Raw genomic sequence first — 19653 nt, 5'->3', positions numbered from 1 at the left:
GCGTTCGCTGCGCCATGTCGCCGACGTTCGCCGTGCAGCCCCGTCTGTGCGGCGATACGCGCTAGCGTCCCGTGCCGGCCCAGGCGTGGAGTGCGGCATGGCGGGCGTCCGGGTCGGTCGTACGGGCGGCCCAGGCGATGTGCCCGTCCGGTCGTACGAGGATCTCGGTCACTCCGTCGAGATCCGGGCGCTTGTCGTGGTCGGTGACGGTCACGGCGGTGACCCGCGTACCCCACCCGCTGTGAACGGTCTCACGCGTGTCCGGGTTCCCTGCGAGATCGAGCAGGACGAAGCGCGCGTCGTGAAACAGGTCGTACACCCGTGTCGCCTGCGAGTCGGCGGCGGTGAGGGCGATGTCGGGCATCCGCCGTCCCACCAGGGGATCCGCGTCCGCCGAGGCGGGTGGGTAGACCGTGCCCAGGGCGGAGACCATCTCGGCTAGCCGGCGATTCACCTGCTCCATGCCGAGCAGTTCGTCGAGGAGTCCGCGCAGGGCCGCCGCGGGGCGCTGGTACTGCGGGACGAGTGTCAGCTCCAGCAGCAGGGTCTGTATCTCGGTGTTCTCCGTGACGGCCCGCCCGACCGGGCGGCGCTCGGCGTCGTAGGTGTCGAGAAGGCCGGGCGGCGCCGAGCCGTTGACCTGCGCGGCGAGTTTCCAGCCCAGGTTCATGGCGTCCTGGAGACCGGTGTTGAGCCCCTGCCCGGCCATCGGGAAGTGAATGTGAGCGGCGTCCCCGGCGAGGAAGAGGCGGCCTGACCGGTAGCTCGCCGCGAGCCGGGTGGCATTGCCGAACCGCGACAGCCACCGGGGCTCGGCGATCCCGCAGTCAGAACCGAAGACCCGGGCCAGCGACGTGCGGAACTCCTCCAGGGTCACCGGCTCGGCGGAGGGCACCCGCATGCGCTCGGGGTCCGTGAAGACCAGGCGCGTCAGTCCCCGGTCGAGCGGCACCACCAGCAGGCCGCGGTCTCGCGCTCCCGCCGCGGCTTCGCGGTCGACCACCGCGAAGTCGCCGAGCACCCCGGTCAGGGTCTCGTCGGTCCCGGGGAAGTCGATGCCGGCCGCCTGCCGTACGACACTGCGCCCGCCGTCGCATCCGACCGCGTACCGGGCCCGTACGGTCTCGACCGCGTCACCGGGCCCGCGCACCCGCAGCTGGACCGCATCGGCGTCCTGGCTCAGGCCGACCACCTCGTGGCCGCGGCTGATGTGCACGCCCAACTCGTGCGCGCGCCGCTCCAGCAGTTCCTCGGTCCGGGCCTGGGCGAGGAACAGGGTGTAGCCGTGGCGGCTGTCCAGGGCCGAGAAGTCGAGTTCGGTGTCGAGGGAGGCGAAGTGCCAGCCCGGCAGGGGCCTGCCCCGTTCGAGGAAGCGGGAGGCCAGGCCGCGCTGGTCCATCAGTTCCAGGCTGCGCGGGTGCAGGGTCAGCGCCCGCGAGTCGGCCTGCGGTTCGGTCCGCCGCTCGACGATCCGGGTCCGTGCCCCGGCCAGCGCCAGCTCGCAGCCGAGCATCAGCCCGCTCGGCCCGGCGCCCACGACGATCACGTCGAAGTCCATCGGGTTCGCCCTCCTTAATTTGTGAACGTCGTTCACGTGAACGTTGTTCACTATAATGCGGGCCATGAGTCCCACGTCAAGAGGCCGGCCTCCGCGGCTCGACCACGGCCGCACCGTCGAGACCGCGTTGAGGCTGCTGGACGAGTCCGGTCTCGAAGCGCTCACCATGCGGCGGCTGGCCGACGCGATGGACGTCCAGGCCGGGGCGCTCTACCGCTACTTCGCCACCAAGCAGGACCTGCTCACCGCGATGGCCGAACGGATCCTCGCCGGCGTCACCCCGCCTCCCGCCGGCCCCTGGACCGAGCGGCTGACCGGCCTGGCGAGGGCGACGCGCACGGCCCTGCTCTCCCACCGCGACGGCGCGCGCGTTTACGCCGGTACGCACTCGACCGGCCCGAACACCCTGGGCCTCGCCGACGCGTTCATCGGGGTCCTTCGCGACGCGGGCTTCTCCTCCGACGACGCCGCTCGCGCGACCATGACCGTCATCGACTTCACGACCGGCCACACCCTTGAGGAGCAGGCCGTGCTCCGGCCGAACCCCGAAAACCCCGCGGACCCCGAACGCCTACGCCAAGCTGTGACGCCCCAGCGGTTCCCTCACCTGGCAGCGGCCGTATCCGTTCTCACCAGCACCGACTTCGCGGCCCGCTTCGAATTCGGCTTGCATGTGCTCGTCGCCGGACTCAGCACTGCGAATCGCGGAACCGGCGATAACACAGGCGCGCGCTAGTCGCCGATTTCCGCAATTCCCTGCACTGGCGCTTCGGTGCTCAGCGGCTGAGGCCCGCGGTGCTCTCGCGGATCTTGAGTGTGAAGGGCGTCTGGACGTCCTGGGGCTCGGCGGACGTGGCGCGGCCGGGTCCGGTGCGCTGGTGGGCCAGGCTCACGGCCGCCTCGGCGATCGCCGCCTTGTCCGGCGCGATGGTCGTCAGCGAGGGGTAGCCGTGGGCGCCCTCGGCGATGTCGTCGAAGCCCGCGACGGCGATGCGGTCGGGGATCGCGACGCCGCGCTTCAGGGCGGCGTGCATGGCGCCGACCGCGAGCAGGTCGTTGCAGCAGAACACCGCGTCGGGCGGTTCGGGGAGCTGGAGCAGGTGGGCCATGGCGGCGGCGCCCCGGGACCGTTCGTAGTGCTTGACCGGGACGACGAGCGCCGGGTCGTAGGGGAGTCCGGCGGCGGCCAGGGCCTGGCGGTACCCGGCGGTGCGCAGCGAGGAGGTGCCGGTCGCCTTTCCCGGTTCGTCTCCGATGAGCGCGATCCTGCGCCGCCCCAGGCCGATCAGGTGCTCGACGGCGGTCCGGGAGGCGGCGACGTTGTCGATCATCACATGGTCGGCGGGGCCCGCGATGTCGCGCTCGCCGAGCAGGACCAGCGGCGCCGACGACGACGCCTGGAGCAGGTCCTCCGGCTCGATCGCGAGCGGGCTGAGGATCGCGGCGTCGATCCGCTGGGGGCCCATCGAGGTGATGACCGCCTGCTCCAGCTCGCGCGAGCCGAGGGTCTGCTCGACCAGCACCGTCCATTCGCGCCGGCGCGCGGCGGTTATCACGAGCCCGGTGAGCTCCGCGAAATAGGGATTCTCCAGCTCGGGGACGGCGAGGATGATGAAGCCCGTCCGGCCCCTGCGCAGATTGCGCGCGCCGACGTTGGGCCGGTAGCCCGTCTCCTCGATCGCCCGCTGGACTCTCGCCCGGGTCTCCGCCGTGACGAACGGGTAGTCGTTGATGACGTTCGAGACCGTCTTGATCGAGACACTGGCCCGTTCGGCCACGTCCTTGAGCGTTACGGGCACGCGTGTCGACCCCTCTCCGGAGGCTGCTTGTGGGAGGGAGCCTAGCCATTTCCAACGTTGGAGACAACGTTGGAAAAAACATGGGCGAACTCTTTACAACGTTGAAGACAACGTTGTAGAACTGATCCGCACCAGCCGTTCGTGTGGCTCGGGTCACATGCGTGGCCGCGTACCCCACCCACCACAGGCCCCGGGAAGATCATGAAAATGCGTGTGAAGGCGGCCGCGGCCCTCGCGGCCCTCGGCCTGCTCGCGAGTTCGAGCTGCGGCGGTTCCGGATCGGACTCGTCGGGGCCGGTGAAACTGTCCTTGCTGACCGGCTTCACCGGGCCGGACGCTCCCGCCTACCGGGCCCTGGTCGACGCGTTCAACGCCTCCCACCCCGGGATCCGGGTCAGCATGGACGTGCAGCCCTGGGACGCCATCGGACAGAAACTGCCCGCCGCGTGGGCGACGGGCCAGGGCCCCGACCTCGCCACTCCGAGCTTCGATCCCGGCGCCATCTTCAACTACATCAAGACCAACTCGGTGCTGCCCCTGGAGTCCGCCGCCGGCGACGGCGACGCGAAGATCAACGCCTCCGCGATCCCGCCCGCCGTCACCAAGGCGTTCACGGTCGACGGGCACCTGTACGCCGTGCCCGCCAACCTCGCCTCGGTGGCGCTCTACTACAACAAGGCGATGTTCAAGGCCGCGGGCATCGCGCGCCCGCCCAAGACCGCCGAGGAGTTCATCGCGGACGCCAGGAAGCTGACGACCGGCGGACCCAAGCCGACGCAGTACGGCATCTCGCTGGCCGACCACCAGACCATCCAGATGTGGCCGATCCTCCAGTGGATGAACGGCGGGGACATCGTCGGCGCGGACGGGTGCGCGACGGTCAACTCCCGCGCGAGCGTGCAGTCCCTCCGGACCTGGGCCGACCTCGTCAGGAACGACCACGTCAGCCCGCCCGGGCAGACCGGCGCGGACGCCGACACCCTGTTCTCGGCCAAGAAGGCCGCGATGGAGCTGAACGGTCCGTGGGCCGCGGAGGGCTTCCGCAAGGCGGGCGTCGATCTCGGCATCGCCCCGGTCCCGGTCGGCTCGGCCGGCCCGGTCACCGTCGCCTCGACGGCGCCGCTGATGGCCGCCAGGAACACCGGGCACAAGGCCGAGGCACTCCAGTTCCTGAGCTGGTGGACGGGCAGGACCGCGCAGGCGGAGTTCTCGAAGAAGTCCGGCTTCCCGCCCGCGCGGACCGACCTCACCGTCGCCGACCCCGCCGTCGCCGTCTTCGCGAAGGGGCTGCCGACCGCGCGCCTCTACCTCGCCGGGCTCGAAGCCTCGACCAAGATCGACACCGACGCCTACGCGCCCCTGATCGGCCAGATCACCCGCGGCGCCGAGGTGCAGAGGTCGGCCGACACGGCGGCCAAGACGATCAACGGCCTCACCGGCTGCAAGAACTGACGCCGGGGCGACCGACGAGGAACAGGACGGTCCCGGATGACACGTTTCGCCGAACCCATGACGACCGCGCCGCCGCGGCGACGGCCGGCCCGCGCGCGCCGCCGGAAGGCGCGCCTCAACCCGGCCTACCTGTTCGTCGCGCCGGCGTTCGCCCTCGCCGCCGTGTTCATCCTGTGGCCGATCCTGCGGTCGGGCTGGATGAGCCTGCACGACTGGAGGATCGGCGAGACCTCGCACACCTGGCGCGGCCTCGGCAACTACACCGAGCTCTGGCACGACTCGCGGTTCTGGAACGCGCTCAAGGTGACGTGCGTGTACGCCGTCTGCGTCGTCGTCGGCCAGGTGGCGATCGGCCTGGCGCTCGCGCAGTGGCTGCGCCGCACCACCTGGTTCACGATGCTGCTGCGGTCGGCGTTCTTCTTCCCGACGATCGCCTCGCTCGCGGTCACCGGCATCGTCTGGAAGTTCCTGCTGGACCCGCAGGTGGGCCTCGTCGACGGCTGGCTCGGCAAGCTCGGTCTCGACGGCCCGGCCTGGCTCCAGGACACCAGGCTCGCGCTGCCCTCGCTGATCGCCGTGGGCATCTGGAAGAACTTCGGGTTCTCGATGTTCGTCCTGCTCGCCGGGGTGCAGGGGGTCCGCAGGGACCTGCTGGAGGCCGCGATGCTCGACGGCGCCAACGCCGTGCAGCGGTTCTGGCACGTGACCCTGCCCGCGCTGCGCCCGGCGCTGCTGTTCACCACGGTGATCGGCACCGTCAACGCGCTCCAGCTGTTCGACCTGAACTACGTGATGACCAATGGCGGGCCCGTGTTCCACACCGAGTCGATCGTCATGTACCTCTACCAGCGCGGATTCGTCGACTTCCGGCTCGGCTACGCCAGCGCCGTCGCCTGGGTGCTGTTCCTGCTCATCCTCGCGGTCTCCGTCCTCCAACTGCGATTGCTGAGGTATCGCGATGACGACTGACCTCGCCACGTCCGGGCCCCCGCCCTGGGCCGGCCCGCTGCTGCGCTCCGCCAGGCTCGGCGGACGGCTGCTGTCGTGGACCCTGCTGACCGTCGCCGCCGTCGCCACGATCGTCCCGTTCGTGTGGATGCTGGGCGTCGCCTTCCGCACCCCGGCCGACCTGTACGCCGATCCCGCGCGGCTGTGGCCGGGGAACTGGACCGGCGACGGCTTCCACGCCGTCCTCACCCAGCTGCCGTTCGCGCGGCTCGCGGTCAACAGCGTCGTGTTCGCTGGCGGCACCACGGTCCTGCTGCTGCTCGTCGACTCGCTGTGCGCCTATGCCCTGGCCCGGCTGCGCTTCCGCGGACGGAACGTGCTGCTGTGGATCGTCCTGCTGTCGCTGATGGTGCCGTTCCAGGTGATGCTCATCCCGCTGTTCCTCACCCTGTTCCGTCTCGACTGGCTGAACACCTTCCAGGGACTGATCATCCCCAGGTCGGTGAGCGCGCTCGGGATCTTCATGCTGCGCCAGTTCTTCGTGAAGATCCCCAGGGAGCTGGACGAGGCGGCCCGGGTGGACGGCGCCGGGCCGCTGCGGATCTACTGGCAGATCATCCTGCCGCTGGCCAAGCCGGCGCTGGCCTCCCTGTTCGTCATCCAGTTCATGGCCCTGTGGAACGACTTCCTGTGGCCGCTGGTCGTCTCCAGCAGCACGGACATGCGGACGCTGCCGTCGGCGCTGACCCTGTTCTCCAGCCAGTCGGGGGTCGACCACGCCGCGCTGATGGCAGGGGCCGCGATCTCGCTCGCCCCGCTCGCGCTCGCGTTCCTGCTCGCCCAACGCTTCTTCACCGAGGGAATCGCCACGACCGGCATCAAATAGCCGATCCCTCGACCCGCCAATCCCTCGACGCGCCGGACCACCCAGTACACCGCGCCGCGATTTCTAAGGAACGCCCTTGCTGACCGCACATGTTTCCCTCGACCCCAGCTTCCGGATCGCACCGGTCGGACGGCGCCTGTTCGGCTCGTTCGTCGAACACATGGGCCGGTGCGTCTACGGCGGCATCTACGAGCCCGGTCACGCCGAGTCCGACGCCGACGGCAACCGGCTCGACGTGCTCAGGCTCGTCCGGGAGCTGGGGGTCGGCGTCGTCCGCTACCCCGGCGGGAACTTCGTGTCGGGATACCGGTGGGAGGACGGCGTCGGACCGGTCCAGGACCGTCCGCGCCGCCTCGACCTGGCCTGGCGGTCGATCGAGACCAACGACTTCGGCCTGAACGAGTTCGTCGCCTGGACCAGACTCGCCCAGCTGGAGCCCATGCTGGCGGTGAACCTCGGGACCCGGGGCATCCAGGAGGCGTGCGACCTGCTGGAGTACGCCAACCATCCGGGCGGCACGCACCTGTCGGATCTGCGGAGGGCGCACGGCGCCCCGAGCCGCACGGCGTCCGGCTCTGGTGCCTGGGCAACGAGATGGACGGCCCCTGGCAGATCGGCCACACCACCGCCGAGGACTACGGACGCCTCGCGGCCGAGACGGCCAAGGCCATGCGGCAGGTCGACCCGGACATCGAACTGGTCGCGTGCGGCAGCTCCAACGCCTCGATGCCGACGTTCGGCGCCTGGGAGGCCACCGTGCTGGACCACGCCTTCGAGCACGTCGACTACCTCTCCCTGCACGCCTACTACGAGCAGCACGGCGACGACCGCGCGAGCTTCCTCGCGGCCTCCGCAGGAATGGACCGCTTCATCGACGGGGTCGTGGCCACCGCCGACCACGTGGCGGCCAAGAAGAGGTCCCGCAAGAAGCTCATGCTCTCCTTCGACGAGTGGAACCTGTGGCAGGAGAGCCGCTTCGCCGGCCACACCAACCTGGAGTGGGAGCGGGCGCCCCGGCTGATCGAGGACACCTACACCGTCCAGGACGCCGTCGTCTTCGGCAGCCTGCTGATGTCGCTCCTGCGCCACAGCGACCGCGTCGCGATCGCGTGCCTGGCCCAGCTGGTGAACGTGATCGGGCCGATCCGCGCCGAGCCCGACCGCCCGGCCTGGGCCCAGACGATCTTCTACCCGTTCGCGCTCACCGCCCGGCACGCCCGCGGCGACGTGCTCCGCGTCCAGACCGCCACCGGCCTGTACGACACCACCGAACACGGCGAGGTGCCGCTGGTCGACGTCGTCGCCACCCACGACGCCGAGACCGGCGACGTCACGGTCTTCGCGATGAACCGCCACGTGAGCGAACCGGCGCTGCTCGACATCGACCTGAGGGCCTTCGGCGACCTGGTGGTCGCCGAGCACCTCTACCTCGGCGGCGACGAACTGGACGCCGCCAACTCGATCGAGACGCCCGAGAGGATCGCGCCGAGCCGCGGGGGCGGGCACGACACCGACGGGCGGCGGCTCCGCGCCTCGCTGCCGCCGGTCTCGTGGAACATGCTCCGGCTCGTGCCGCGCTCCTGACCGACCGCGGGGTCCCCGCGCCGCCGCATTCGACCGCGCCCGTGCCGTACGGCCATCGCGAAGACCGCACCACCAGGTGACGCGCGCCGCCCATGCCCGGACCCGCCGTCGCACCATCCCGCACGCGGCAGCCGCCGAACCGGCGACCCGCCGTGTGTTCGGATGTTGGTTTGTGTGGGATCCTCGGAGGCGCCGGCGGTCCAGTGGGAAGGCGCAGGCCGGCTTCTCACCGGAAGGGGGCCGGGATGCTGGCCGGACATCGGCGGCAGGAGATCGCCGCCCTGGTACGGCGGCGGGGGTCGGTCCGGGTCGCGGACCTCGTCGAGCGGTTCGGGGTCTCCGACATGACCGTGCGGCGCGACCTCGAAGTGCTCGCCGAGCAGGCCGTGCTGCTCAAGGTGCACGGAGGCGCGACCGCGATCGGCGCCCCGGTGACCGACGAGCCGGGGTTCGAGGCGAAGTCGCTGGTGCAGCGGGCGGAGAAGGAGGCGATCGCGGCGCGGGCCGCGGCGCTGGTCGCGCCGGGCACGGCGGTCGCGGTGTCGGCGGGGACGACGACGTGGGCGCTGGCCCGTGAGCTGCTGGAGATCCCCCGCCTGACGGTGGTCACCAACTCGCTGCGGGTGGGTGAGATGTTCCATCGCCGCAAGCGCGCCGACCAGGAAGTGGTGCTGACCGGAGGCGTCCCCACGCCCTCCGACGCGCTGGTGGGTCCCGTCGCGGTGGCCGCGATCGGTTCGCTGAACGTCGATCTGCTGCTGCTGGGCGTCCACGGGATGAGCACGCACGCCGGGTTCACCACGCCGAACCTGCTGGAGGCCGAGACGAACCGCGCGCTCGCGGCCACGGCCCGCCGACTGGTCGTGCTGGCCGATCACACCAAGTGGGGGGTGATCGGCGTGGGCACGATCGCCGCGTTGGAGGACGCCGACGTCCTGGTCACCGACCAGGGGCTCGGCGAGGCGGAACGCGCGCTGCTGGCCGAGCGCGTCGGGGACCTGGTGATCGCCCCCAGCCCTTAGAGGGCGCGGGCCGCGGGACCGGCGGTCGTCTCAAGGAAGCCGGGCACGGTCCAGCCCCGCTCGGCGAACGCCTTGCCGACGGCGTCGGAGACGGCGGCGATGGCGTCCCGGTGGGCCAAGGCGAGAACCGAGCCGCCGAAGCCTCCGCCGAACATGCGGGCTCCGAGCGCACCGGCGGCGAGCGCCGCTTCCACGGCGACGTCGGCCTCGGCCCAGGACACCTCATAGTCGTCGCGCAGCGACACGTGGCTCTCGGTCAGCAGGGCCCCGACCTCGGCGAGCGCGCCCTTCTCCAGTAGATCAGCGGCCGTCCGCACGCGCTGGTTCTCGGTCACCACATGCCGGGCCCGGCGCCGGAGCACGGGATCGGGCAGGGACATGACGGCGCGGGGTCGGTAACGTCACACAGGAACTCGACCCCGAGGTGCTCGGCCGCCCGCTCACAGGAGGCCCGCCGGTCGGCGTATCCGCCTCCGGCGTGCCGATGCTCGGCACGGGTGTCGACGACCAGGACACGGTGCTCGCCGAGCCGGAGCGGGATGTGGGCGCTCTCCCCGGTGCGGCAGTCGAGCAGGAGCGCGTGGTCGGCGCGGCACAGCAGGGACGCCGACTGGTCGAGGATCCCGCAGGGGACGCCCGCGTAGTCGCGCTCGGCCCGTTGCGTGATCTCCACGAGGTCCTCGCGGGGGACGTCCAGGCCGTAGAGGCCGGTGAGCGCGATGGCGGTGGCGCATTCGAGGGCCGCGCTGGAGGACACGCCGGCGCCTTGCGGCAGATCCGAGGAGAACCGCAGGACCGCGCCGCCGACCGGATGCCCGGCGGCGCGCAGGCAGCCCGCGACCCCGGCGACGTAGGCCGCCCAGCCGGTCACGGCCCCGGGCGCGGCCTCGCCCAGGTCGACGGTGCGCGTCTCGCCCTGAGAATGGATCTCAAGCAGGTCGTCGTCGCGGCGGGTCCCGGCCACGGTGACGCCCTGGGGGAGGGCGTACGGCAGGACGAGGCCGCCGTTGTAGTCGGTGTGCTCGCCGATCAGGTTGACCCGTCCGGGAGCGTGCCAGCGCCCGCCCATCGCACGACCCGCGTCGCGCCCGTCAGCCGGCACCGCAGCCGCCCGGCAGCCCACCGCGCCGACGTCGGATCATCATCCTCGCGACCCCCGCCCTCGAACACTAACGAACGTCCAACCACGTTCAATCATGTTTGGATACGTCGGTTTTGTCCACCCCCAGAGCCATGACTCTGCGAACGCACCACCCCTGCGAACGACCGGGCAGCACAGGCGGGCTGATCTTGCTCAGGGTCGCCCCGCACCGCCTGGAACACGCCTGCCCGGCCCCGACACCTCCGACCGGCGGTGTCGGGGCCGGCGCTTCGCAGAGCTCAACGCAGCCGTCATCCGGCGACGTCGGCGTAGACCGCGCGGACGAGCGGTGCGAACGGGTGCTGGGCGTGGTGGCGTTCATCGAAGAACTTGTTGTGGCAGATCATGACGGCGAGTTCCGCGTCCAGGTCGGCGAAGCCGAGGGCGCCCCCCGCGCCGGGGTGCCAGAGGACGCGGCCGCCTCCGAACCCCAGGACCTCCCGGTGGGCGGGAACCGGTCCGCCCACCATGAGCCCGCCGGCCCCGATCACCGCTCGCGGACCGGCGATCGACCCGGCCTCGAAGGTGCACGCCCGCCGGTCGAGGAACGTTTCGATGCGGTCGGCGGCCAGCAGACGCGTTCCGTCGAGCGCACCGCCCTGGGCGTACGCGGCCCACAGCCGCGCGGCCTCCCGCGCGGTCACCCACGCGCCGCTCGGGTCGATCCGATCCCGATACTCCGGGGTGTTGATCTCGTGATCCGCCCTGACCGTGAACGTCGCGGGCTCGCCGCTGAGGATGTCGCCCCGCATGATGGCGACGCGTTCCTCCACGCCGGCGGGAAGCCGGTGCCACACCCCCGAGACGCCGAGGGGCGCGTGAACCTCGTCGCGCACGAGATCTTCGAACGACCGGCCAGCCGGGTCCGCCCGGCGAGCGATCTCTCCGACGACGTAGCCCCACGTCCGTGCGTGATAGGCGTTGCGCCGGGCCGGATCGTCGCTCGGCGCCGAGCGCGCCAACCGGTCCGCCATCCACTCCCAGTCGCCCAGGAATTCAGGAGTGGCGTCGCCGGGGAGCTCGGCCAGGCCGACACGGTGCGTGAGGGCGTCGCGGACCGTGAACGAGTCCTTTCCCCGCACGCCGAACTCCGGCCAGATCGACGCGATGGTCTGGTCGTAGTCGATCAGGCCGCGCTCGACCTGCACATGGAGCGCGGTGGCCGTCGACACCTTCCCCGCTGACGCGACCCAGAAGATCGTGTCGGAGTCGACCTTCCGCCCGCCCACCGACATCGCACCGGCACTGACATCGAGGACCGGTTCGCCGCGGTGGTAAGCGGCGACCTGCAAACCCACCTCGCCCCTGGAGAGCGCCTCGTCGATCGCGCTTCGCACTGCACTGCCCATCGCGGGTTCCATCCTGTTCATCGTCGCGGTCACGCGGCCGTATGCGAGTTCGTCGTAGCACTACTGGGCGAGGCGGATCGGAACCGGACCAGGGCGGCCACGCGGCTTCGACGGCGGCGGCGGTGCCGCGGAGTCGTCCCTCAGCCCGCCGCCGCCGTTCCGTGGCAGCGTCGCTGTGTTCTCATCGCTGCTCCATGGTCCTCAGGGACGCGGAAGTCCTGCGGCCGAGCATCGTCCGATGCGCCCGAACCGCTGCGTCGCCTGTCTGCTCTCCAGAACATGATCTGTAATGTAGATCTCTTCCAGGGAACGACACAAGCCTCCCAGGTCGTTCACCCTGGGCGCGTGCGTCAGGACATGGCCACTCTGATTGACAGAACGCATTCTGTTGAACAGAATCGATGCTGCTTAGCCCGAGGACCTCGTGGCGCGAGCCCGCCGCGGCCCGTCGGTTGCGGATTCAGTCGATGGACGGCAAGGCGAAAGGCTGCGGACATGACCTTCTCCGAGGACTCCGGCACCCACGCGGACGCCGACGTGCTCATCGTGGGCCTCGGCCCCGTCGGCCAGACCCTGGCCGCCCTCCTAGGGACGTCCGGCCACCGCGTCGTCGTGTGCGAACGGCGCCAGGGCCGCTACGAGACTCCCCGCGCGGGCCACTTCGACCACGAGATCATGCGCGTCTTCCAGTCCCTGCGCATCGCCCGCCAGGTCGAGCGCATCGCCGACCCGGCGCGGCTGTACGAGTTCCTCGACCCCGGCGGGGAGGTGCTCGCGCGCCTGCCGCGCGAGTGGGACGCCCCGTCCGGCTGGGACGCGTCGTACCACTTCTACCAGCCGGAACTGGAGGAGGTCCTGGACGCGGCCATCCGGGAGATCCCCACGGTCGACGTGCGGTTCGGCGCGGCGGTGGTCGATCTCCGCCAGGAGGCCGGCCACGTGGCGGTGACCCTGGAGGACGGGTCGGTCGTCACCGCGCGCCACGTCGTCGGCGCGGACGGCGCCAACAGCACGGTCCGCCGCCTGTGCGGGATCCGGACCGAGGACCTCGGCTTCCGGGGCGACTGGCTGGTCGTCGACGTCCGCCCGCGGCCGGGCGCCCGCCCCCTGGACATCCCGCACACGGGCCAGGTGCTGAACCCGGCCAGGCCGAGCCACATGGGCCGTGTGGCTCAGCGCTACTTCCGCTGGGAGTTCATGCTCGTCGACGGCGACGACCCCGCCGAGATGGTGACGGCGCGGCACGTCTGGAAGCTGCTAGAGCGGTGGATCGGTCCGGACGAGGGAGAGCTGATCCGCCAGGCCGTCTACCAGTTCAGGTCCATCGTGGCCGACACGTTCCGCGCCGGATCGGTACTGCTGGCCGGTGACGCCGCGCATGTCATGCCGCCGTTCCTCGGGCAGGGCATGAGTTCCGGCATCCGCGACGCCGCGACCCTCGCGTGGATGCTCGATCTCGTGCTGAGCGGTGCCGCGGACCCGCGGCTCCTCGACCTGTACACGGACTCCCGGCGGCCGCAGGTCACGGCCTACATCGAGGAGTCGGTGCGGATCGGGACGGTCGTCTGCGAGACCGACCCCGCCCGCGCGGCGGAGCGCCGCAAGGCCCTCCAGTCGTCCACCGAGCTCCCGCCCCCGTTCGAGCCGCCCGTCGGGGCGGGTTTCATCGCCGGGCAAGCGCTGGCGGGGCGCCTCGGCGTCCAGCCGCTCCTGCACACGGACGGCGGCACGATCGAACGGGCCGACGACGTCCTGGGGGCCGGGTTCACCCTGTTCAGCCTCGTGGATCTCGACGAGGCGGCGAGGGCCCTGGCCGCCGAGCTGGAAGACGCGATCGGGCTGCGGACGGCGGTCGTCGGCACCGCGCGGGGCCTCCGGGAGGAGGGCGAAGCGCTCAGCGGCTGGATGAAGGAGGCCGGCGTCGTGGCCGTGCTGGTCCGTCCGGACTTCTACGTCTACGGCACCGCGGCCGACGCCGGTGAACTGCCCGACCTGCTCGCGTCCCTCCGTCCAGCCCTGTCACTGACCTGACCATCCGCCGACCGGACGTCGGCCGGACGTCGCCACGGACCTGTTCGGCCTACGGCGGGCACCGCCTGCCATACCGGCGGCTTGCGACGATCTAACTCAGTGACGCGCCCAGCTGATCGGCGGCCTGTAGCAGCACTGGCACATGCTCGGTGAGCTTGTCCTCGGTCAGGCGCACCGACGGTCCGGAGACGCTGATGGCGGCACGTGCGTTCCCGGCGGAGTCGCGCACCGGAACGGCCAGGGCGTGCAATCCGATCTCGCTCTCGCCGAGGTTCACGGCATGCCCCTGACTCCGGACGATCTCGAGCTCGTCCTCCAGCATGCGGCGGCTCTTCTTGGCCGCGGTCGTGCCTCCGCGGAGCCGACTGCTCGGATAGCGCTCACGTAGCTGCTCGCGGGTCAACGATGCGAGGAGGACCTTCCCGGCGGCGGACGGGTGCGCGGGCGCTCGGTCACCGGTGCGTTCCGCGGCCCGGATGGCGAAGGTGCCCTCCACGCCGTCCAGGAACACGATCGTCGAGCCGTCCAGGATGATGAGGTGGACGGTCTCGCCCAGATGCCGGCGGAGCCGTTCGAGCGTGGGCCGCGCGACGGCCCGCAGGTCGGTCGCGCCGATGACCGCCACGCCGATCTGCACGAGCTGCGGGCCCGCCGCGTAAACACGCGTGGGCTTCTGTTGCAGCAGTCCTTGGGACTGGAGCGTCGTCAGCATGCGGTGAGCGCTGGATCGCGCGATGCCCAGTTCCACGGCGACGTCGGCGACCCGCAGGTCGCGCCTGTCGCGAAGCATCAACAGAACACGTGCGGCGTTCTCGACCGACTCGATCGGATAGTTCGCTGGCGCCGACATGGGGCCCCCTGGTCGTGGAGAAGGAACGCCACGGACGCGGTGGCCGCACCAGAGTAGCACCAGACGACCGATTCGTTCCGCAGTGCAGAACTTTCCCTGGTCGTTCTATGGATGAGACGCACCTGACGGGCGCTCGTGCCGACCTTGAGGTCATGCCGGAGGGGCGGATCTGGCGCAGTTGCTGAGTGGAGTTCTGTTGCATGGAACGTTGACCGTAGGACAGAATAGCGACAGAGCACGGTCGCGGCGTACCGGAAATGCCGAGCCGCAGCGTTCTGAGGTTCAGCTCGCCGGCCCGACCGGCCCATCGCCGTAGCCCTCAGCGCACCAGCAGGACCGATGGCGGAAGGACGCCAGTGGCATGAACAAGTCCGCAAACCCCGTCCGGCGGAAGGTCGCCGAACTCGGCCACGTCGGCATCCGATGCTTCGACGTGGAGAAGCAACTCGCGTTCTACACCGAGGTCCTGGGACTGGTCGTCACCGATCACGACCCCGCCCTCGGCAACTACTTCCTCTCCGCCCGTCCCGACGACGAGCACCACGAGCTCCTGCTGGCGAAGGGCCGCGACGTCGCTCCGGACGGCCGGCTGCTCCAGCAAGTCTCCTTTCGCTGCGAGAGCTTCGAGGACGTTGTCGGCCTGTACCGCCAGTTGAAGGAGTACGGGGCGGCGTTCGACATGATCGTGTCTCACGGCAACGCCGTCGGGGTGTACTTCTTCGACCCGGAAGGCAACCGGGCCGAGGTCTACTGGCGGACGGGCCTCGTCGCCCGCCAGCCGTTCATCGAGAACATCGACATCGAGACCCCGGCGGACCGGCTGATGGACGCCATCCGTGCCTCGGTCGAGAAGTTCGGCGCGAGCGGCTTCACCGAGGAGAGCTACGTGCGTTGGACGCGTGACCAGGCAGGCCGGACCGATGCCGCCACTACAGGGGAGACGACCAAGTGAAGTTCGTCCGATTCTCAGGTCCTGACGACCGGATCCAGGTGGCGGTCGTCGTCAGGGACCGCTTCCGCGTCCTCGCCGGCGTCGAGGACCTGCTCCCGCTGATCGAGTCCGGCGAAAGCGCGCTCCTGGACGCAGGCCGCGCGGCCGAGAAGTCCGGCGAGGAGATCGACCCGGCGGAGACGCAGATCCTCTCGCCGCTCGCGACCCCGCCGACGTTCCGTGATTTCTATGCGTTCGAGCAGCACGTTCGCGCGGGCAGGGCCTGGCGCGGACTGGAGATGGACCCGACGTGGTACCAGATCCCCGTCTTCTATTTCTCGAACCCCTACGCCTTCCGGGCGGACGGTGACATTCCGATGACGCCGGGAGCGTCGAAGTTCGACTTCGAACTGGAGGTGGCCGCCATCGTCGGCAAGGCCGGTTCGAATCTCACCGTCGAGGAGGCCGAGGAGCACATCATCGGCTATTGCGTGCTGAACGACTGGAGCGGCCGCGACGTTCAGCATCGCGAGATGACGCTCTCCATGGGCCCGGTCAAGGGCAAGGACACCGCGACGGGCCTTGGACCGTACCTGGTGACAAAGGACGAACTCGCCCCGTACGCCACGGCCACCGGTTTCGACCGCGCCATGACCCTCACCGTCAACGGACGTCCGTACGCCGAGGCGAACTGGTCCGATGTCCACTGGTCCTTCCCGCAGATGATCGCGTACGCCGCACGCGGAACCGAGGTCCGGCCGGGGGACGTCATCGGCTCGGGCACGTGCGGCACAGGATGCATCCTGGAGCTGTCGCGGACGCACGGCGAGGAGAAATACCCGTGGCTGGAGCCCGGTGACGAGGTGGTCGCGACCATCGAAGGACTCGGAAGCCTGCGCAACACGATCGTTGACGCCGCCCCCGTGCACCCGCTGGACCGTCCCTAGAGCGGCTCCGCCCGCCCCGCCCGCGAGCGGGGACTTGGAAGACTTGGAAGACGCGGAATCGGAGCGCGAGAAAAATTGAGCGCCCCACCAAAGTGGTGAGCTCGAACAACCGCGCGGGGTGGAGCTCGTCGAATGCCCAGGGACCGACAGGTCCCCGTCGTCCGCTCCTCACAAGGACCTCTTGCGGCTCCGGCCATAGGACGCCGCGCCGATGCAACAAAGCACATGCCATTCCCCGCCAACCCTAGGAGTTTCCGTGCGTGTCACCGAGCGGATGACGTCCTGATGGGCGTCCCAGATGAGCCAGAGGACGCGGCCAAACTGCGCGCCGCTCTGCTCCGATCGATGCCCCTGACACGAATGCTGGACTACGGCATGGACCATTGGGACGCCGCCGCGCTGACCGGCGCCCCGGCGTCCCAGCCCTGGGACGAGGCCGCGGCCCTGCTGGCCGACGCCCAACTCGGGCGGGCGCGAGCGGCCGCCGCGCGAGGCGACGTCGAGACCGCGGTGAGCTGCTACCGCCGGGCGACCGCAGCCCTGGTCTTCGCGCAGATGGCCTACAACCACGACACTGCCGAGAAGCGTTCGCTGTACGGGCGACTCTCCCGCGCCTACCAGGACGCGGCCGAACTCGACACCGATCTGCGCGTCGAACGCCTGGCGGTGCCGTTCGGCACGAGCCACTGCAACGCCTGGCTCGTCCGCCCCACAACGGAGGGCCCGGAACCGACGGTCGTCATTGTGGGAGGTCAGAGCGGATGGGGCCCGGCCTTCCACCGCCAGGCCGACGCGCTCGCCCGACGCGGACTCTCGACCGTGCTACTTGAGGCCCCCGGTCAGGGCGAGACGCGGATCCTCAACGGTCTTCATTTCGACAAGCACTCCGATGGCGCCTTCAGCGCAACGCTCGACCTCGTGCAGAAGCGCACCGGTTTCGATGGCCCGTTCGGCGTTTGGGGAAACAGCTTCGGGGGCCTGATGGCCGCGCGCGCCGCGGTTCACGACAGCCGCTTCGGTGCCTGCTGCGTCAACGGAGCGCCCGCACGCCCGGTGCCGGCACCGTTCCGCACGGCCAGCGAACAATCGCAGGCGCTCCTGGGCGTCGGCAGCGACGAGGACGTCGCGACCGTCTTCCGCACGCTCTGGCTCGACCCCGATGTCGACCGGATGCCAGCGGCCTTGCTGGTCCTGCATGGCGCCAACGACCCCCTGATCACGCTCGACCAGCAGAAGGAGTTCCTGGAACTGTCGCCCCAGTCCTCGCTGCGCGTGTGGGACGACGGCGAGCACACCATCTACAACCATTCCGCCGAACGCACGGAGTTCGTCAGCGACTGGTTCCGTACCCGACTCGCCCGCAGCTGAGACCGGCGACGAAGAACCGTCCACCAGAGCCTGCCTGGTGGTTCGTATCGCCGCGACGAAGGAGGGCGGCAGTTCTTCCTTGCTGAAGGTTCGAAGGCGATTTAGGGTCTCGACATGAATAGGTCCACTTTTGCGACCTTGGTCGCATTGATAGTGATGATCTTGAGCATCGGAGCTGCGCCGTCCAGCGCGACGTCCCGCGCCCCAGATCTGGGCGGTATCGACTGGCGTCCTTGTCCGGAGCGAGCGGACATCGACTGCGCGACGGTCCCGGTCCCGATCGAGTGGGACCGGCCGGGCGGGGCGACGATTGACATAGCGATCGCCAGGCTCAAAGCCACCGACCCCGGGCGGCGCATCGGTTCTCTGCTGATCAACCCGGGAGGCCCCGGCCATTCCGGTGTGCAAGCGGTCTTCGAGTCGGAAGGCTACTTCTCGGCGGACCTGCGTCGGCAGTTCGACATCGTGGGGTTCGACCCGCGCGGAGTGGCGCGCAGCAAGCCCGTCCTTTGCGACGCGACGCTGAAAGAACAGCAGTACGCCAAGCTGTTCCCGACCGACCAGGCAGAGCTGGACGACCTCACCGCGACCACCCGCAAGCTCGGCGCGGACTGCCGCGGTCACACCGGTCCGCTGATCGACCACGTCGACACCGTCAACGTGGCGCGCGACATGGATGCGATCCGCGTTGCACTCGGCGAGTCGAAGATCTCCTACTGGGGTGTCTCCTACGGCACCCTGCTCGGGCAGATGTACGCCGAGCGGTACCCCGCCCGTATCCGGGCCATGGTGTTGGACTCCAACATGGACCACAGCCTGACCGGCTACCAGATCCAGTCCGACGGGACGGCTGAGCTGGAGGCGTCCTTGGGACAGTTCGCCGACTGGTGCGCGCGCACCGCGGACTGCGCCCTGCACGGTAAGGACGTGCACGAGGTCTTCGACAGCCTCTACGCCAAGGCGGAACGCGGTGAACTGACAGACAACGGACGCAAACTCACGCCGCCGTTCTTCGTCTGGGACGTGGCGGATTCGATGGCCTACCCGCTGGACGCCAACACTGGCTGGTACCACCTCGCCGAATGGCTGCGTTCCCTGCACGAGAACAGCCGCGTAGGAGGCCGGAGCGCACACGATGACCTCGTCGAAGGCACGCCAGGGGCCGTTACCTGCCAGGATTACAGCGAGCGGGCGACCTCTTACCAGATGCTGGAGAACTACCGCCGCAAGCTCGCAAGGCTGGCCCCGCACACCCGAATGAACCCGTCCACCTGGGCAATGCTCACAGGCTGCACCCAGTGGCCGACCAAGGTCACCAACCCCGAGCATCGGCTGAAGGTGAGCGGCGCCCCGCCGATCCTGGTCACCACCAGCCGCTACGACGTCCTGACCCCGCACCCCTGGGCCGCCAACGTGCAACGCCAGATTCCCGGGTCGGTACTGCTGACCTACGACGGCGTCGGCCACGAAACCTACCTGCACAGCCCCTGCGGCCGAGCAGCCACCGACCGATACCTGCTCACGCTGAACACTCCCGCCCCAGGCACCCACTGCCCCGCCGTCTGGCCCAGCAAGTAACGCCCCCGTGGTGGCGCCAGCGACCACGCCGGCGCCACCACGCAGCGGCCGGTGAGCAACCCCCACCCCCCGACCCGCACGGAAACCCCAAGCCTCTCGAAACCAACGAACATGGGTGTGCGCCTCCATCTGAGTGGCGCGCACGGTCGGCTCGACTACCAGGGGGAGGCTCCTGCGCACGAGGGAGCCCGTGCGTAGCACACGACCGC

At 70.1% G+C, this 19653-nt stretch carries 16 protein-coding genes and 1 pseudogene; 11 read left to right on the top strand and 6 right to left on the bottom strand.

Annotated features, from left to right (window positions below):
* Window positions 1–61: 61 nt before the first annotated feature.
* Window positions 62–1594 (bottom strand): monooxygenase, encoded by a 1533-nt coding sequence (locus GEV43_RS44695; RefSeq protein WP_309240321.1) that lies wholly within the window; start codon window positions 1592–1594, stop codon window positions 62–64.
* Window positions 1595–1622: 28 nt separating this feature from the next.
* On the opposite strand from GEV43_RS44695, the gene GEV43_RS44690 reads away from it, so the two are divergent.
* The gene (locus GEV43_RS44690) at window positions 1623–2294 is read left to right on the top strand and encodes a TetR/AcrR family transcriptional regulator (protein ID WP_241684519.1); all 672 of its coding nucleotides are present in this window, start codon (window positions 1623–1625) and stop codon (window positions 2292–2294) included.
* A gap of 40 nt (window positions 2295–2334) precedes the next feature.
* Here the strand turns inward: GEV43_RS44690 and GEV43_RS44685 are convergent, their stop codons facing one another.
* Complete coding sequence (locus tag GEV43_RS44685; RefSeq protein ID WP_160826657.1) at window positions 2335–3357, bottom strand: LacI family DNA-binding transcriptional regulator; 1023 nt, start codon at window positions 3355–3357, stop codon at window positions 2335–2337.
* A gap of 207 nt (window positions 3358–3564) precedes the next feature.
* Between GEV43_RS44685 and GEV43_RS44680 the strand changes: the two genes are divergently transcribed.
* From GEV43_RS44680 to GEV43_RS44660, 5 genes and pseudogenes are all read left to right on the top strand, one after another.
* Window positions 3565–4809, top strand: coding sequence for an ABC transporter substrate-binding protein (locus tag GEV43_RS44680; RefSeq protein ID WP_206681713.1), 1245 nt, complete (start codon window positions 3565–3567; stop codon window positions 4807–4809).
* Window positions 4810–4845: 36 nt separating this feature from the next.
* A complete protein-coding gene (locus GEV43_RS44675) occupies window positions 4846–5778 on the top strand; it encodes a carbohydrate ABC transporter permease (RefSeq protein ID WP_160826655.1) in 933 nt (310 codons plus the stop codon).
* Window positions 5768–6643, top strand: coding sequence for a carbohydrate ABC transporter permease (locus tag GEV43_RS44670; RefSeq protein ID WP_160826654.1), 876 nt, complete (start codon window positions 5768–5770; stop codon window positions 6641–6643). Before GEV43_RS44675 ends, GEV43_RS44670 begins: the two co-directional genes overlap by 11 nt.
* 76 nt (window positions 6644–6719) lie before the next feature.
* A pseudogene (locus GEV43_RS44665) lies at window positions 6720–8227 on the top strand (alpha-N-arabinofuranosidase).
* A 245-nt stretch (window positions 8228–8472) separates the two neighbouring features.
* Complete coding sequence (locus tag GEV43_RS44660; RefSeq protein ID WP_160826653.1) at window positions 8473–9249, top strand: DeoR/GlpR family DNA-binding transcription regulator; 777 nt, start codon at window positions 8473–8475, stop codon at window positions 9247–9249.
* On the opposite strand, the gene GEV43_RS55715 is transcribed toward GEV43_RS44660, so the two are convergent.
* From GEV43_RS55715 to GEV43_RS44650, 3 genes are all read right to left on the bottom strand, one after another.
* A complete protein-coding gene (locus tag GEV43_RS55715; protein ID WP_309240320.1) occupies window positions 9246–9584 on the bottom strand; it encodes a hypothetical protein in 339 nt (112 codons plus the stop codon). The genes GEV43_RS44660 and GEV43_RS55715 overlap by 4 nt on opposite strands.
* Window positions 9581–10351 carry a galactokinase family protein gene (locus GEV43_RS44655; protein ID WP_309240319.1) on the bottom strand — a complete coding sequence of 257 codons (771 nt, stop codon included), beginning with the start codon at window positions 10349–10351 and terminating at the stop codon, window positions 9581–9583. Before GEV43_RS44655 ends, GEV43_RS55715 begins: the two co-directional genes overlap by 4 nt.
* A 290-nt stretch (window positions 10352–10641) precedes the next feature.
* The gene (locus tag GEV43_RS44650; protein WP_160826652.1) at window positions 10642–11739 is read right to left on the bottom strand and encodes a serine hydrolase; all 1098 of its coding nucleotides are present in this window, start codon (window positions 11737–11739) and stop codon (window positions 10642–10644) included.
* Window positions 11740–12234: 495 nt separating this feature from the next.
* Here GEV43_RS44650 and GEV43_RS44645 point away from each other — a divergent pair, with 495 nt between their 5' ends.
* Window positions 12235–13770 carry a bifunctional 3-(3-hydroxy-phenyl)propionate/3-hydroxycinnamic acid hydroxylase gene (locus GEV43_RS44645; RefSeq protein WP_160826651.1) on the top strand — a complete coding sequence of 512 codons (1536 nt, stop codon included), beginning with the start codon at window positions 12235–12237 and terminating at the stop codon, window positions 13768–13770.
* A gap of 91 nt (window positions 13771–13861) precedes the next feature.
* On the opposite strand, the gene GEV43_RS44640 is transcribed toward GEV43_RS44645, so the two are convergent.
* Window positions 13862–14620, bottom strand: coding sequence for an IclR family transcriptional regulator (locus tag GEV43_RS44640; protein WP_160826650.1), 759 nt, complete (start codon window positions 14618–14620; stop codon window positions 13862–13864).
* A 361-nt stretch (window positions 14621–14981) separates the two neighbouring features.
* Here GEV43_RS44640 and GEV43_RS44635 point away from each other — a divergent pair, with 361 nt between their 5' ends.
* The 4 genes from GEV43_RS44635 to GEV43_RS44620 all read left to right on the top strand — a co-directional run bounded on the left by GEV43_RS44635 (window position 14982) and on the right by GEV43_RS44620 (window position 19444).
* Window positions 14982–15572 carry a VOC family protein gene (locus tag GEV43_RS44635; RefSeq protein WP_160826649.1) on the top strand — a complete coding sequence of 197 codons (591 nt, stop codon included), beginning with the start codon at window positions 14982–14984 and terminating at the stop codon, window positions 15570–15572.
* 38 nt (window positions 15573–15610) lie between these two features.
* Window positions 15611–16498, top strand: a complete 888-nt coding sequence (locus GEV43_RS44630) for a fumarylacetoacetate hydrolase family protein (protein WP_309240318.1) — start codon at window positions 15611–15613, stop codon at window positions 16496–16498.
* Between the two features lie 360 nt (window positions 16499–16858).
* Window positions 16859–17866 carry a S9 family peptidase gene (locus GEV43_RS44625; RefSeq protein ID WP_160826647.1) on the top strand — a complete coding sequence of 336 codons (1008 nt, stop codon included), beginning with the start codon at window positions 16859–16861 and terminating at the stop codon, window positions 17864–17866.
* A gap of 162 nt (window positions 17867–18028) precedes the next feature.
* Window positions 18029–19444 carry an alpha/beta hydrolase gene (locus GEV43_RS44620; RefSeq protein WP_160826646.1) on the top strand — a complete coding sequence of 472 codons (1416 nt, stop codon included), beginning with the start codon at window positions 18029–18031 and terminating at the stop codon, window positions 19442–19444.
* Window positions 19445–19653: the final 209 nt, after the last annotated feature.

It is taken from the genome of Actinomadura sp. J1-007 (assembly GCF_009793335.1).
Classification (GTDB): domain Bacteria; phylum Actinomycetota; class Actinomycetes; order Streptosporangiales; family Streptosporangiaceae; genus Spirillospora; species Spirillospora yumaensis.
This window is presented reverse-complemented; position numbering and strand designations above follow the sequence as displayed.

Bases quoted from the DNA above. Each gene is read 5' to 3' on its own strand.
- GEV43_RS44680 (WP_206681713.1), top strand. From the start codon at position 3,565: ATGCGTGTGAAGGCGGCCGCGGCCCTCGCGGCCCTCGGCCTGCTCGCG.
- GEV43_RS44645 (WP_160826651.1), top strand. From the start codon at position 12,235: ATGACCTTCTCCGAGGACTCCGGCACCCACGCGGACGCCGACGTGCTC.
- GEV43_RS44635 (WP_160826649.1), top strand. From the start codon at position 14,982: ATGAACAAGTCCGCAAACCCCGTCCGGCGGAAGGTCGCCGAACTCGGC.
- GEV43_RS44690 (WP_241684519.1), top strand. From the start codon at position 1,623: ATGAGTCCCACGTCAAGAGGCCGGCCTCCGCGGCTCGACCACGGCCGC.
- GEV43_RS44675 (WP_160826655.1), top strand. From the start codon at position 4,846: ATGACACGTTTCGCCGAACCCATGACGACCGCGCCGCCGCGGCGACGG.
- GEV43_RS44625 (WP_160826647.1), top strand. From the start codon at position 16,859: ATGCTGGACTACGGCATGGACCATTGGGACGCCGCCGCGCTGACCGGC.
- GEV43_RS44640 (WP_160826650.1), bottom strand. From the start codon at position 14,620: ATGTCGGCGCCAGCGAACTATCCGATCGAGTCGGTCGAGAACGCCGCA.
- GEV43_RS44660 (WP_160826653.1), top strand. From the start codon at position 8,473: ATGCTGGCCGGACATCGGCGGCAGGAGATCGCCGCCCTGGTACGGCGG.
- GEV43_RS44650 (WP_160826652.1), bottom strand. From the start codon at position 11,739: ATGGGCAGTGCAGTGCGAAGCGCGATCGACGAGGCGCTCTCCAGGGGC.
- GEV43_RS44670 (WP_160826654.1), top strand. From the start codon at position 5,768: ATGACGACTGACCTCGCCACGTCCGGGCCCCCGCCCTGGGCCGGCCCG.